The 12,629-nt window shown below is 67.3% G+C and carries 13 protein-coding genes; 5 read left to right on the forward strand and 8 right to left on the reverse strand.

Annotation, left to right across the window (positions count from 1 at the left end):
• Window positions 1–82: 82 nt before the first annotated feature.
• The gene (locus LPW26_RS25030; protein ID WP_238738476.1) at window positions 83–1,615 is read right to left on the reverse strand and encodes an acyl-CoA carboxylase subunit beta; all 1,533 of its coding nucleotides are present in this window, start codon (window positions 1,613–1,615) and stop codon (window positions 83–85) included.
• A 289-nt stretch (window positions 1,616–1,904) separates the two neighbouring features.
• Here LPW26_RS25030 and LPW26_RS25035 point away from each other — a divergent pair, with 289 nt between their 5' ends.
• A complete protein-coding gene (locus LPW26_RS25035; protein ID WP_238738477.1) occupies window positions 1,905–2,336 on the forward strand; it encodes a DUF4260 domain-containing protein in 432 nt (143 codons plus the stop codon).
• Window positions 2,337–2,340: 4 nt separating this feature from the next.
• Here LPW26_RS25035 and blaOXA read toward each other — a convergent pair whose 3' ends face one another.
• From blaOXA to LPW26_RS25065, 6 genes are all read right to left on the reverse strand, one after another.
• The gene (gene blaOXA / locus LPW26_RS25040; RefSeq protein ID WP_238738478.1) at window positions 2,341–3,156 is read right to left on the reverse strand and encodes a class D beta-lactamase; all 816 of its coding nucleotides are present in this window, start codon (window positions 3,154–3,156) and stop codon (window positions 2,341–2,343) included.
• Window positions 3,157–3,363: 207 nt separating this feature from the next.
• Window positions 3,364–3,633 carry an EscU/YscU/HrcU family type III secretion system export apparatus switch protein gene (locus LPW26_RS25045; protein WP_238738479.1) on the reverse strand — a complete coding sequence of 90 codons (270 nt, stop codon included), beginning with the start codon at window positions 3,631–3,633 and terminating at the stop codon, window positions 3,364–3,366.
• Entirely contained in the window at window positions 3,630–5,408 is a 1,779-nt protein-coding gene (fliK, locus tag LPW26_RS25050) for a flagellar hook-length control protein FliK (protein WP_238738480.1), read from the reverse strand. The genes LPW26_RS25045 and fliK overlap by 4 nt, the downstream gene beginning before the upstream one ends.
• A 60-nt stretch (window positions 5,409–5,468) precedes the next feature.
• Window positions 5,469–6,251 (reverse strand): ATP12 family chaperone protein, encoded by a 783-nt coding sequence (locus tag LPW26_RS25055; protein WP_238738481.1) that lies wholly within the window; start codon window positions 6,249–6,251, stop codon window positions 5,469–5,471.
• A gap of 30 nt (window positions 6,252–6,281) precedes the next feature.
• Window positions 6,282–6,602 (reverse strand): hypothetical protein, encoded by a 321-nt coding sequence (locus LPW26_RS25060; protein WP_238738482.1) that lies wholly within the window; start codon window positions 6,600–6,602, stop codon window positions 6,282–6,284.
• Window positions 6,603–6,649: 47 nt separating this feature from the next.
• Entirely contained in the window at window positions 6,650–7,897 is a 1,248-nt protein-coding gene (locus LPW26_RS25065) for an RluA family pseudouridine synthase (RefSeq protein WP_238738483.1), read from the reverse strand.
• A gap of 795 nt (window positions 7,898–8,692) precedes the next feature.
• Between LPW26_RS25065 and LPW26_RS25070 the strand changes: the two genes are divergently transcribed.
• Both LPW26_RS25070 and LPW26_RS25075 read left to right on the forward strand, forming a co-directional pair.
• The gene (locus LPW26_RS25070; RefSeq protein ID WP_238738484.1) at window positions 8,693–9,124 is read left to right on the forward strand and encodes a hypothetical protein; all 432 of its coding nucleotides are present in this window, start codon (window positions 8,693–8,695) and stop codon (window positions 9,122–9,124) included.
• 880 nt (window positions 9,125–10,004) lie between these two features.
• Window positions 10,005–10,229 (forward strand): hypothetical protein, encoded by a 225-nt coding sequence (locus tag LPW26_RS25075; protein ID WP_238738485.1) that lies wholly within the window; start codon window positions 10,005–10,007, stop codon window positions 10,227–10,229.
• A 123-nt stretch (window positions 10,230–10,352) separates the two neighbouring features.
• On the opposite strand, the gene LPW26_RS25080 is transcribed toward LPW26_RS25075, so the two are convergent.
• The gene (locus LPW26_RS25080; RefSeq protein WP_238738486.1) at window positions 10,353–10,928 is read right to left on the reverse strand and encodes an HXXEE domain-containing protein; all 576 of its coding nucleotides are present in this window, start codon (window positions 10,926–10,928) and stop codon (window positions 10,353–10,355) included.
• A gap of 267 nt (window positions 10,929–11,195) precedes the next feature.
• On the opposite strand from LPW26_RS25080, the gene LPW26_RS25085 reads away from it, so the two are divergent.
• Complete coding sequence (locus tag LPW26_RS25085; protein WP_238738487.1) at window positions 11,196–11,468, forward strand: hypothetical protein; 273 nt, start codon at window positions 11,196–11,198, stop codon at window positions 11,466–11,468.
• A 220-nt stretch (window positions 11,469–11,688) separates the two neighbouring features.
• Window positions 11,689–12,396 carry a nitroreductase gene (locus LPW26_RS25090; RefSeq protein ID WP_238738488.1) on the forward strand — a complete coding sequence of 236 codons (708 nt, stop codon included), beginning with the start codon at window positions 11,689–11,691 and terminating at the stop codon, window positions 12,394–12,396.
• Window positions 12,397–12,629: the final 233 nt, after the last annotated feature.

A 12,629-nucleotide genomic window follows, 5' to 3' on the forward strand; every position in this document is an offset into this window, starting at 1 on the left:
CCCCCCGGGGTTTGGGGGGGCCCCACAAAACACCCACCCGGCCCGGCCGGCGGCGCGGCGGCCCGCGCGCCCACGAGCCCCCTCACAGCGGCATGTTGTCGTGCTTCTTCGCCGGGATTTCCATCTTCTTGTCGCGCAGCATCGCCAGCGCGCGGGCGATCCGGCGGCGCGTTGCGTGCGGCATGATCACGTCGTCGATGTAGCCGCGTTCGGCGGCGACGAACGGTGACAGGAAGCGGTCTTCGTATTCCTTGGTGCGGGCTGCGATCTTCTCGGCGTCGCCGATGTCCTGACGGAAGATGATCTCGACCGCGCCCTTGGCGCCCATCACGGCGATCTGCGCGGTCGGCCAGGCGTAGTTGATGTCGGCGCCGATTTCCTTGGACGCCATGACGTCGAACGCGCCGCCGTAGGCCTTGCGGGTGATCAGCGTCACCAGCGGCACGGTGCACTGCGAGAACGCGAACAGCAGCTTGGCGCCGTGCTTGATCAACCCGCCATATTCCTGCGCGGTGCCCGGCAGGAAGCCCGGCACGTCGACGAAGGTGACGATCGGAATGTTGAAGGCGTCGCAGAACCGCACGAAGCGTGCCGCCTTGCGCGAGGCGTCACTGTCGAGCACGCCCGCCAGCACCATCGGCTGGTTGGCAACGAAGCCCACCGTGCGGCCGGCGACGCGGCCGAAGCCGGTGATGATGTTCTTGGCGAAGGTGTCCTGCAGCTCGAAGAAATCGCCCTCGTCCACGACCTTCAGAATCAGTTCCTTCATGTCGTAGGGCTTGTTCGGATTGTCCGGGATCAGCGTATCGAGCGAGAAATCCTCGCGTTCGATATCGTCGAAGCTCGGCCATTCCGGCACGCCTTCGCTCGAATTCGCCGGCAGGAAGTCGAGCAGCCGGCGCATCTGCAGCAGGGTCTCGACGTCGTTCTCGAACGCGCCGTCGGCGATCGACGAGCGGGTCGCGTGTACGCTGGCGCCGCCGAGCTCTTCGGGCGTGACGACTTCGTTGGTCACCGTCTTCACCACGTCCGGGCCGGTGACGAACATGTAGCTGGTGTTCTTCACCATGAAGATGAAGTCGGTCATCGCCGGGGCGTAGACGTCGCCGCCGGCACAGGGGCCCATGATGACGCTGATCTGCGGGATCACGCCGGAAGCCTGCACCACGCGGCGGAACACATAGGAATAACCGGCGAGCGCCGCAACGCCTTCCTGGATGCGCGCGCCGCCGGCGTCGTAGAGGCCGATGATCGGGGCGCGGGCCTTCAGCGCCATATCCTGGATCTTGGTGATCTTGGCGGCGTGGGTCTCGGACAGCGAGCCGCCGAACACGGTGAAGTCCTTGGCGAACACGAACACCTTGCGGCCGTTGACGGTGCCCCAGCCGGTGACCACACCGTCTCCCGGAATTTTGGTCTTCTCCATCCCGAATTCGGTCGAGCGGTGCTGGACGAACATGTCCATTTCCTCGAACGAATGCTTGTCGAGCAGCAGGTCGATCCGCTCCCGCGCGGTGAGGCGGCCGCGCGAATGCTGCGCGTCGATGCGCTTCTCGCCGCCGCCGAGTTTGGCCGCTGCCCGGCGTTCGTCGAGTGCTTCAAGGATATGTTTCATGTGATTTTCAGCCGCGCTTCTTGATGTCGTTGTTCTGCCGCAAGGCGTTACCGGACTTTTTGCCCCCGGATCGCCCCGATAATCAAGGCCTTCTAGCACGGTTTCGGAGCGGGGAAACCGCCTTGGCGCGCTCGCCGAATAGCCCTTTCGACGCGTTCCGCCGGGCCCGCGACCGGTTTGCAGATCCGCCGCCCGCCGGCGCCGCCAAAACTGCATCGGATGGATGCGAAAGCGCGATGGCGCGGCGCGGCGAACCGACCTATACCGCGAGCCCTTTCAGGAGCCCGCGATGACCGAGCGCACCATCGACCCCGTAGATCCCGGCGCAGTGACCGGCGGCATGAGTTCTTTGCTGCGCGCCGAGGGCGCGGCGCTGTTTTTCGGCACCACGCTGTTCTACATCATCTCCGACTCGCCCTGGGAGCTGTATGCGCTGCTGTTCTTCGCGCCCGATCTCGGGTTTCTCGGCTATCTCGCAGGGCCTCGCGTCGGCGCGCTCGTCTACAATGCGCTGCACACCACGATCGCGCCGCTGCTGCTGGCAATGGGCGGGATCTTGATCCTGTGGCCGACCGCCGGCACCATCGCGCTGATCTGGCTCGCCCATATCGGCTTCGACCGGATGCTCGGCTACGGGCTGAAATACGGCTCGAGCTTCCACGACACCCATCTGGGCCGGATCGGCAGGCGCAAGGCGGTCGCAGCCCCGACGAACACCTGAGCGATCACAGCGCGCCGATGTCGCCGAGCAGTTGCTGCGCCAGCGTCATCCGGCTGGCGGCATGGCGCGGCTCGCGCGCGTCGATGTTGAGCGCGAACACGGTCTGCTGATCGCCCTTTTCGGCCCAGCCGACCAGCCAGCCGAGCGAGGGCTGCCCCTTCTCGGCGCCGAGCAACCCCGTCTTGGCGCGGATCGTTGCGTCGCCCACTTTGGTGACGGGCAGGATATCCGCCACGAGATCCTGGCTGCGCTTCCCGATCGGCAGCACGCGCCGCCGCAGCCGGTCGAGGAAATCGATCTGCTGGATGCAGTCGATCCGCAGATCGCCGGTCAGCCAGAACTGATCGATGCCGCCGCCGATGTTGCGATTACCGTAGTCGAACAGGTCGACGTATTTCTGCATGCGCTCGGCGCCGATCCGCCGCGCGATCTCCTGATACACAGGCACCGCCGACGCCGCGATCGCGCTACGCAGCGTGTGGTCGCGATTCCATCCCTCGATGCTGCGCTGAACGCCGTCCCACTTGAACACGTCCTTGTCCGGATCGGCGACGACGCCGGTTTCCAATGCGATCAGCGAGTTCGGCACCTTGAAGGTCGAGGCCGGCAGAAACGCCTCGCCCGAGCGCTGCGCATCGCTGGCGATGATCAAGTAATCATCGGTCTTGTAGCCGACGAAGGTCCCTTCGGTGCCCTCGTCCGCAAAGCGTTTAGCAAGGCTGATGCGGATCTCGCTGCGCGGCGGAGCGACTTCCGCGGAAGTGCGCGCGGGGACCAGGAGGGCGGCGCAGAGGCCGAGGGCGGTACGGCGGGTGAGCAATGGATGGTCCTCACGATGACGAAAGCGCGGAGGATGCGCGAGGCTCGTGGTGAAACGATGACGGGCTAACTACAAGCCCATCGTCATTGCGAGGAGCACTCGGATCGGCGCTTTGCGCCGTCCGAGCACAGGCTCCGCGACGAAGCAATCCAGGAGCGCAGTGCGCCGGGCTGGATTGCTTCGCTGCGCTGGCAATGACGGCAAGAACTACCTTGGCCCCCTGCCCGACAGCTTCAGCACGAACACCAGCACCTCGGCGACGGCCTTGTACAGCTCCTCGGGAATCTCGTCGCCGAGTGCGACATGCGACAGCGCGCCGGCCAAAACTTCGTTTTCCTCGATCGGGACGTTGTTGGCCTTGGCGACCTCGATGATCTTGGCGCCGATCGAACCCTTGCCTTTGGCGACGACGCGCGGCGCGCCGGCCTGATCGTAGTGCAGCGCGACTGCGATCGGATTTTTGACGTCGATCGTCACAGCGCGCGATCCAGGAAATGGCCGGCGGCGGCCGGCGGAGGCGCGCTCGGTGCGCCGTCGCGGATGATGATGTCGCCGGGGATGAGATCGGCGCGGCCGAGCGCGGCGGTGAGCTGGCCGGCGGCGGCGCGAAGCTGCGCGGCGGTGGACGGCCGCTCCGCCCACATCTTCACCGAGGTCTTTTCCCCCTGCAAGGAAATCAGTGCGTGGACCGGACCGGCCGGTTCGACGTCGAGCGAGAAACGTGCGCGCCAGACCCGACTGGCAGATGTCGCGGACTGCGCCTCCTCGCCGTCGCGGGAGATTTCAAACTGCGCCACCGCGGTGCCTTGCGGCGTGGTGAACGGAATTTCGAAGCTCCAGCGTGGTTGCGGCGCATCGAGCCGCGCGGCACCATCGGTGCGGTCCGGCAGCGAGGCAACCTGCAGCAGCGTCTGCCGCGCCAGCGAGCCTTCGGTCTCGGTCAGCACCCGGCGCAGCGCGGCGTCGAGCGGCGTGTGCGGCTCGAGGCTGGCCGGCATCACAGGCTGTGCGGCCGGCAGCGCACCGCCGATCGGCGGCGGCGGCGTGTTGGTGCGGGCGACCGCGTTGTCGTCGACCTTGCCGATCCGCGCGCCGCTGGTGGCCGGCAGCAGCGACAGCAGCAGCGCGTTGTTGGCGAAGCCGGTCTTGGCCAGCATCGCGGCGGTCTGCGGATTGGCCTGCACGGCCTCCTGCAGGGCGCTCAGCGTTTCGGCCATGCCCGCCGCTGTCGTTGCCGTGGTGGTGGTCGGCGTCGCGCTGACATTGGTGAGCTGACTGATGACGCTACGCAGCATCGCCTGCTCGGCCGCATCGGCCGTCGTCGGCGCAGGCGTCATCGTCATCGCCGCCAGCGTCGGCGCCGTCGTCGCGGGCTCGGCGATGACGAACGGCGCGATGGTTTGCGTCGCGGTTTCGGCCGGCGTGCCGAGCAGATTGTTTTGCGCGGCAAGCAGCGTGGTCTGGGCCAGCAACTGGCCGTTCTGCAGCAGCGGTGTCGGCAGCTGTGTCGCGCCGGCATTTGCCGCAGCGGTGCCGCCGAGCGGACTGCCGATGACGCGGTCGAGGACTTCGCGCAGCACGATCAGCGCCGCCTTCAGATCGGTGCCGGCCGTCGCCGGCTGCGCGGTCGCCAGCGAGGCTTCGAGGAAGATCCCCGAACTTGCCACCGCGCGCTGGATGTCAGTGCCGGTCAGCGCCGGTGTCAGCGCGGTGCGTAGTGACTGCACCTGCGCCACGGCCTGACGCACCGCTTGCGGCAGGCTGGCGAGATCGGCCACCGCATCGAGATTGGCGAACAGCGAGGACAGCCCGGTCTGCTGCGTCGCCGCGGTTTGCGCTGCGGTGGTGAGCACCGCGACCTGCAGCGGCGTCAGCCCGTTGCCGGACGGCACAACGCTCGGCGCGGCCTGCGCGCTCAGCGTAATCGCCTGCGGCGCCAGCGTCACGGTTTCGAGCGCGGTGCTGGCCGCGGCGAGATTGGCCGGCGCGCCGGTCGTGACCGGCTGATTGACGATGGCGAGGCGGACGCCTTGATCGGTCTGAGAGACGGCGACCTGCAGTGTCTGGCCGGCTTGCAGCGGCACCTGCGTGGTCGCTTCGATGGTCTGGCCGCCGATCGCGATACGAACCTGATTGGCGTCGAGCACGGCCAGCACCTTGGCCTGCACCACCGTGCCGGGCTGCAACGTGACGTCGGCCGTCACGCCCTGCAGAGCGACGAGCGGAAGGTTCGGATTGACCGAAATCGCCATGGAGCCCCGTTCGCCGCGCGACAATCCGATTGAAGCTACCCGATCGCCGTAAACCCCTCGTTAACTGCCGCGCGCCAGCGCGGCGAGCACCTGCGCGGCGGCCTTGAACTCGATCAGCCGCGCTGCGCGGCGTGCGGCGGCCTCTTCATCGAGGCCCCATTGCTCGATGTTCCAGTCCTCGTCGACATGCGCGGCGGCCCAGACCTGATCGGCATCGCGCTCGCCCTTCACCAAGGCCAGCGCCAGCAGCGCCGAGCCGGTAATCGTGGTCACGACATGAAAGGCGCCGACCGACCACGCATCCTGCGGCATCGCCGCGCGCGCCGCGGCGATCGCCGGCTCCGGCTGATCGACATGCATGATGCCCTCGGCGAGAATGAAGTGCGCGCCGAATTCGTTCGCGGCCCAATACAGCACCGGGTCCCAATGCTTCGACTCCGCCGCGACCAATCCCGCAGGATGGCCGGCGCGATAGAACAGCAGGTCCGAGCCGAAGTACTTGGCGACGTCGTCCGCGACCTCGTCGATGCGGCCGACGACGCCATCGAGCACGCTGTGCGCCAGCCGCGTCATCGGCATGGTCATCGGATCGATGCTGTCGCCCTGCGCCTGCCATTCGGCCGCGATGACTTCGGCAAGCTCGCGCGTCGGTGCGGCCAGTGCGTTGCGCGACGGCGTCTTCACCGGCCGGCCGTCGAGCGTCACGGCGAAGCCGTCCGGCGTCTCAGTTACTTCGGCGGATGTGTAGAACCGCTTCGGCAGCGCCGTGCGCGAGGTGCGCCGCACCGCCTCCTCCGGCTCGAGCTGCGATTTGCCTGCAACGTCGTCGATGAGGTCACGCATCGGCTGATCCATTGTGTGCTTGCTGATCGTCTACTGATTGGCGCAGGCGCGCGAATAGGCGGCGCGGTCGTTCGGCGACAGCCGCGCCGCGTTGCCGTCGGTGAGGCAATCGGTGACGCGGTCGCCGAACGAACGGCGATTGCGGCTGGGCAACTGGGCCCGGGGGGTGGGCTGCGGCGCGTCGAACTGCGGCACCGTCGGCACCACCACCGGGGGTGGCGGCGGCGGCGGAGGTGGCGGCGGCAGCGTGGTCGGCAGCGGCCCCGGCGACAGCTGCGCCAGCGCGGCGCCCGGTGCTGCGATCAGCGCAAAGACGAGAAGAAAAGATGCGATCCGTATCATCGCCTGCATGTCGTGATCGCCCCGTCCTCGCGCAAGCCGCGCCGGCGCGCGTCGCCTCATTCCTCCGGCGCATGCTCGATCGGGTCGAACCGGTCGTGCTCCAGCCCAAGCAGGTTCCAGCTCTGCAGCATGTGCGCCGGCAGCGGCGCCGAGACGTCGATCACGCCGCCGCGCGGATGCGGAATCACGATGCGGCGCGCCAAGAGATGCAGCCGCTTCTGCAGGCCGCCGGGGAGCTGCCAGTTCTCGATGTTGAAGTACTTCGGATCGCCGACGATCGCGTGGCCGATATGCGCCATGTGGGCGCGGAGCTGATGGGTGCGCCCGGTCACCGGCTTCAGCGACACCCAAGCCAGCTTCTGGCCGGAGGTCTCGACCACCGCGTAGTACGTCACCGCGTGGCTGGCGCCGTCGTCGCCGTGCTTGGCGACGCGCATGATCGAATCTTCCTCGCTCTCGTCCTTGGCGAGGTAGGTCGAGATCCGCCCCTGCTTCGGCTTCGGCACGCCGGCGACCAGCGCCCAGTAGATCTTGCGCGCCGAGCGGTGGCGGAACGAGCCGGTCAGCGCGGTGGCGGCGAAGCGGGTCTTGGCGACCAGCAGACAGCCGGCGGTTTCCTTGTCGATGCGATGCACCAGCCGCGGCTTCTGGCCCTTGGCGTCGCGCATCACTTCGAGCATCTGATCGATATGCCGCGTGGTGCCGCTGCCGCCCTGCACCGCGAGGCCGGCCGGCTTGTTCAGCACCAGCACGTCGGCGTCCTCGAACAGCGTCATCTCCTTGAGCGCGACCAGCGTCTTCTGCTCGGCTTCGGAGAGATGGCCGGGGGCTTTCGGCGTGTCGAGCTTGAGCGGCGGAATCCGCACGCTCTCGCCCTCCTCCAGCCGGTCCTTGGAGTCGGCGCGCTTGCCGTTCACCCGCAGCTCGCCTTTACGGACGATGCGCTGGATGTGGGAGAACGACAGACCGGGAAACCGCGCCTCGAGGAAGCGATCGACCCGCATGCCGTTCTCGTCGGCGGTGACGGTCACGGTCTCGACCTTGGTCGGCAACGGCACGTCTGGCTTGGCGGCGATCTCGGGTTCGGGCGCCGGTTCGGGCCGGGGCGGTCGCGCAGGCGATGCCGCGGCGCGCGGCGGCCGGCTCGGCCGCGCCGACAGCGGACGGCCGTCCTCGCCGCGATTGCCGCGCACCGGCCCGGCCAGCCCCGCCTTCGCAGGCCGGCTGCCACCCTTGGTCCCGCCCTTGGGGCGATCCCCGCCGGGGCCGCGTTTGGCGAGGGGTTTCTTGGTACGACGGCTCATCGATCAGGCGCTCCGGAGGTTGAGGCCGTGCCTAGCGCAAAACCACAGGCCGGTCACGGCGGAATGTGGATGTCGAGCCTGTAGCCCGGATGCAGCGAAGCGAAATCCGGGTGTGCCGCGCGCCGCCGTAGCCCGGATAAGCGCAGCGACATCCGGGACCGACCTCGCCTCGCGGCTCGGAGCGCACGCCCCGGCGCGGCAAGCCGCCCGGACCGCGGGCCCGGGCGCCGCCGCCTCCGCGGCATCACCCCGGCCGAACACCCGCATCCTCGCGGCGCCCAATGCGCCCGAGCTTTGCGGACGTCCCGCCCCTCGCAACGTTTGAGGGGCGGCGGAGCGCCGAAAGGCGCACCTTGGTAATGGTTGCCGCAGCACAGGCTTCGGATCGCCGAAGCCCGGAGGCCGCGGAAACGCCTTCCGGCGCTCCACCGTGGCGACTTGCAAACCGAGGACCGTTCTTCCGGGGACGTGGCCGGCGCGCGATGCGCGCCATCCCGGCGGTTTCCCGCCGTTCGCCTGTCCCGCGTCCAGCCGGCATCAGCGGCAGAGCCTCGTCATGGGCCCGGACGGGAACCTCGGCCTCCCGAGTGCGAGGAGCACGTCTGCCCCCGCCCGCAGGCGCCACACCCCGCCCCACTCCAAGACGCCTCTAGAAGCGCCCCTCGTGGACGGGACGGGTGTGGGTATATGATCCTATGGGAATTTTGTCAAGAGCGCGGACTACTGGCTCTCTACTGCTTAAGTTTGTCTTCAAATAGTTTCATTGACGGCTCACTCTGGTGTTCGGAGACACGAATGATCAGAAGCTTCATCGCCGCATTCTGCTTGTCGTCGAGTATGGCATTAGCAGGGGACGCTCTCCCCGAGCGTTTTACCGGCTTCAACCTGACTGTTCGGCACATCCACGAACTTACTAGCGATGAACGGCTTACTAGTGAGCCCTGGCCATTTACCACCAATAAGATCTTGATCGCCTGCGGCGATGGCGCCTTGGCAGTTGTACGAGTGGGTACAATCTATGCTGCATTGAACGGCTACACCTCCGGCCAGAGAAGTCGGATCTTAGTTCAAGAAACAACAGGACGCCGCAGTCCAATTCTTGGAACCAGCAACAACGATAATTTTCGAGATGCCGGAATCGTTAGGAAAGACGCATCCGACGTGGCGATCGGGTACTGGTGGGGAGCACTTCTCTCAGAACTTCTGAAGATCCAAGCCTGCCTTTAATCGAAGCAAACGTAGGGTGGGCAAAGGCGCGCAGCGCCGTGCCCACGCGTGATGGCTTGCTTGTTGAGGCGCTCCGCGTGGGCTTCGCTGCGCTCAGCGCCACCCTACGAGGGACGCCCCCCGCGAACTAAACCGCCGCGCTGACCACCACCTGCCCTGCCCGCGCGCGGTGCCGCGCATGCAGCCCGTCGGGCGGATTAGCGAAGCGTAATCCGCCGCCCGTTTGCGACCGGCGATGCTGGCGGGTTACGCCTTCGGCTAACCCACCTACGATTCTTTACTACGAGCAAGCGTAGGGTGGGCAAAGGCGCGTAGCGCCGTGCCCACGCGTGATAGTTTGCTTGTTGAGGCGCTCCGCGTGGGCTTCGCTGCGCTCAGCGCCACCCTACGAGGGACGACCACCCGGGGACTAAACCGCCGCGCTGACCACCACCTGCCCTGCCCGCGCGCGGTGCCGCGCATGCAGCCCGTAGGGCGGATTAGCGGAGCGTAATCCGCCGCCCGTTTGCGACCGGCGATGCTGGCGGGTTACGCCTTCGGCTAACCCACCTACGATTCTTTACTACGAGCAAGCGTAGGGTGGGCAAAGGCGCGCAGCGCCGTGCCCACGCGTGATGGTTTGCTTGTTGAGGCGCTCCGCGTGGGCTTCGCTGCGCTCAGCGCCACCCTACGAGGGACAACCACCCCCGGGCTACACCGCCGCGCTGACCACCACCTGCCCTGCCCGCGCGCTGTGCCGCGCATGCAGCCCGTAGGGCGGATTAGCGCAGCGTAATCCGCCAACTTGCCCACCGCAGTTCGGCCGAGGCGTCGCAATGTCAGGTTGCACCTTTCACTAACCCGCCTACCATCTGCGCAGTTGGTCGCTCGGAGGTTCAGAATGGGTCTTTGGTTCTTTCTCAGCGAATGGTTCGCAGATATTCCGACGCAAGGCGTGTTGTTCAAGCGCATCATGATCAACGTCGCCTGGGCGATCGGGCTACTCGTCGTTCTGATGATCATTGAGGCGCCTGCGCAGATCGCAGCTGCGGTGTTCTTCGGGGTATTAGTTGTGAACGGCGCGATGGCCTTCGTGTATCTCCAGCAGAGAGTCCGCCGTCGTTAGCAAGCGTAGGGTGGGCAAAGGCGCGCAGCGCCGGGCCCACGCGTGATGGCTTGCTTGTTAAGGCGCTCCGCGTGGGCTTCGCTGCGCTCAGCGCCACCCTACGAGGGACCACCACCCCGGGGACTAAACCGCCGCGCTGACCAGCACCCGCCCCGCCCGCGCGCGGTGCCGCGCATGCAGGGCGATGGCGGCGTGGATGCCGATTGCGATCGCCAGCGCGACGGTGTGCTGGAGTGCGGTGGCGGGGATGGTGAGCACGGCGAACAGGCCGAACGGGACAAACACCAGCGCGGCGCTGGCGAGGCCGGGGTTATAGCTACGGAGATGCGCCGCCATGCCGACATGGGTGAGGCCGTTGACCAGGATCAGATACGCGGCGGCGAGGCCCCAGCCGGGTTCGATGAAATACGTGGCGTACAGCGCCGCGAGGTTGATACCCCAGACGCCGGGCAGATTGATCAGCAGCACGTCGCCGGGCGTCAACGCTTCGACGCCGCCGAACACGACGCTGTTGACGTAGCGGCGGAAGCGATCGCCGAGATGCTCCTCGACCTGGTGCAGCATGTAGATCGGCGACGCCAGATAGATCAGCAGCAGCGCCCGGTCGCCGCCGGGCACGCCGAGCGGCAACAGCAGCAACAACGCCACGCCCATGCACAGCGCGGCCGCGACCCAATGGGCTTCGAGATACCTGATCATGCGCGCACCTGTTTGGCGGCTCCGTTCAGCAGCGTATGCCTGGGGGCTTAACGATTACCGAAGCGGCGGAATGCCGGGGCAGCCGGACGGCACGACCGGCTCGGCCCGTACCGTGCACTACTGGCGGCTCGATTGCAGTCGCGCTCCACGTGGGCTTCGCTGCGCTCAGCGCCACCCTCCGGGCTCCCACCTGCGGCCGATGCGCTGGCCGCGGAACTTCCCTCCCCGCCATCGTTTATCCCGGCACACCTCAACGAGAGACGGGACATGATGAAGTTTGTGATCGCTGCCGCCTGTGCGGTTCTGCTGTCGGGCGCCGCGATGGCGCAGTCGACGTCGACCAACCAGGGCGAGCAGGTCAATCCGGGCACCAACCCGGCGGTCGGCAAGGACTCGACCTTCGGCATGAACAACATGGGCGACCCGAACACCGGCAAGGGCCTGCGCGGCGGCAAGACCTCGGACACGCACGAGTGGCTGCAGAAGAAGGAAGAGCAGAACCTGCGCGATGCCAAGGAACGGCAGAGCGACACGAAGTGATCGCGTGATGATTCCGCAGCGTGGGCAAAGGCGCGCAGCGCCGTGCCCACGCGCGGCGCGCGAGACACGTCGCGCGGCGTGTGGAGGGGCGTGGGCACGCTTCGCTTTGCCCACCCTACGGCTACAACCCCACGGCACACTCGACCGCTACCCATCTTGCACTGCCGCGCCGAACCCGCGATGATCGCCCTCAACCAGAAGCTTTGGGGGAAACCAGACGATGCAGTATGATGACGTTGTTCTCGGCCGGCGCAGCATCCGCGGCTACAAGCCAGATCCGGTGCCGCGCGCGTTGATCGAAGAGATCCTCACGCTGGCGATGCGCTCGCCCTCCTCGATGAACAGCCAGCCGTGGAATTTCCACGTCATCACCGGCGAGCCGCTCGACCGCATCCGCGCCGGCAACACCGAGCGCAACCTCGCCGGCATCCCGCACAGCCGTGAATTCCGCATCGGCCAGCCTTTCGCCGGCGTGCATCGCGACCGCCAGGTGTTCGTCGCCAAGCAGTTGTTCGGCGCGATGGGCATCGCGCGTGACGACAAGCCGATGCGGCAGGACTGGGTGATGCGCGGCTTCCGCCAGTTCGACGCGCCGGTCTGCGTCATCGTCACCTACGACCGCGTGCTCGACGGCAGCGACGACACGCCGTTTGATTGCGGCGCGGTCACGAACGCGCTGGTGAACGCCGCGTGGTCGCGCGGGCTCGGCTGCGTCATCAACAGCCAGGGCATCATGCAGTCGCCGGTGGTGCGCGAACACGCCGGCATTCCCGACGATCAGGTGATCATGAAGGCAATCGCGCTCGGCTGGCCGGACGACGACTTCCCCGCCAACGCGGTGGTGTCGGAGCGCAAGGCGGTCAGCGAAGCAACCCGGTTCGTCGGCTTCGACGATGTGCCGGCGTCGCGGGCCAAGCAATCGGCTTAGGCTCATTGTAGCCCGGATGCAGCGAAGCGAAATCCGGGAGTCCCGGCCTCGCCTCGTCCCGCATTCCGCTGCGCTGCATGCGGGCTACACGCTGCCCCATCAACCACCGTCATTCCGGGGCGACGGTCGCGCATCGCGCGGCCGTCGAACCCGGACTCTCGAGATTCCGGGGGGGGGGGGGGGGGGGGCGGGCGCCCCCCCCCCCCCCCCCCCCCCCAAAAACCCCCCCCCCC

The organism is Rhodopseudomonas infernalis, assembly GCF_022271405.1.
Lineage (GTDB): Bacteria > Pseudomonadota > Alphaproteobacteria > Rhizobiales > Xanthobacteraceae > Rhodopseudomonas > Rhodopseudomonas infernalis.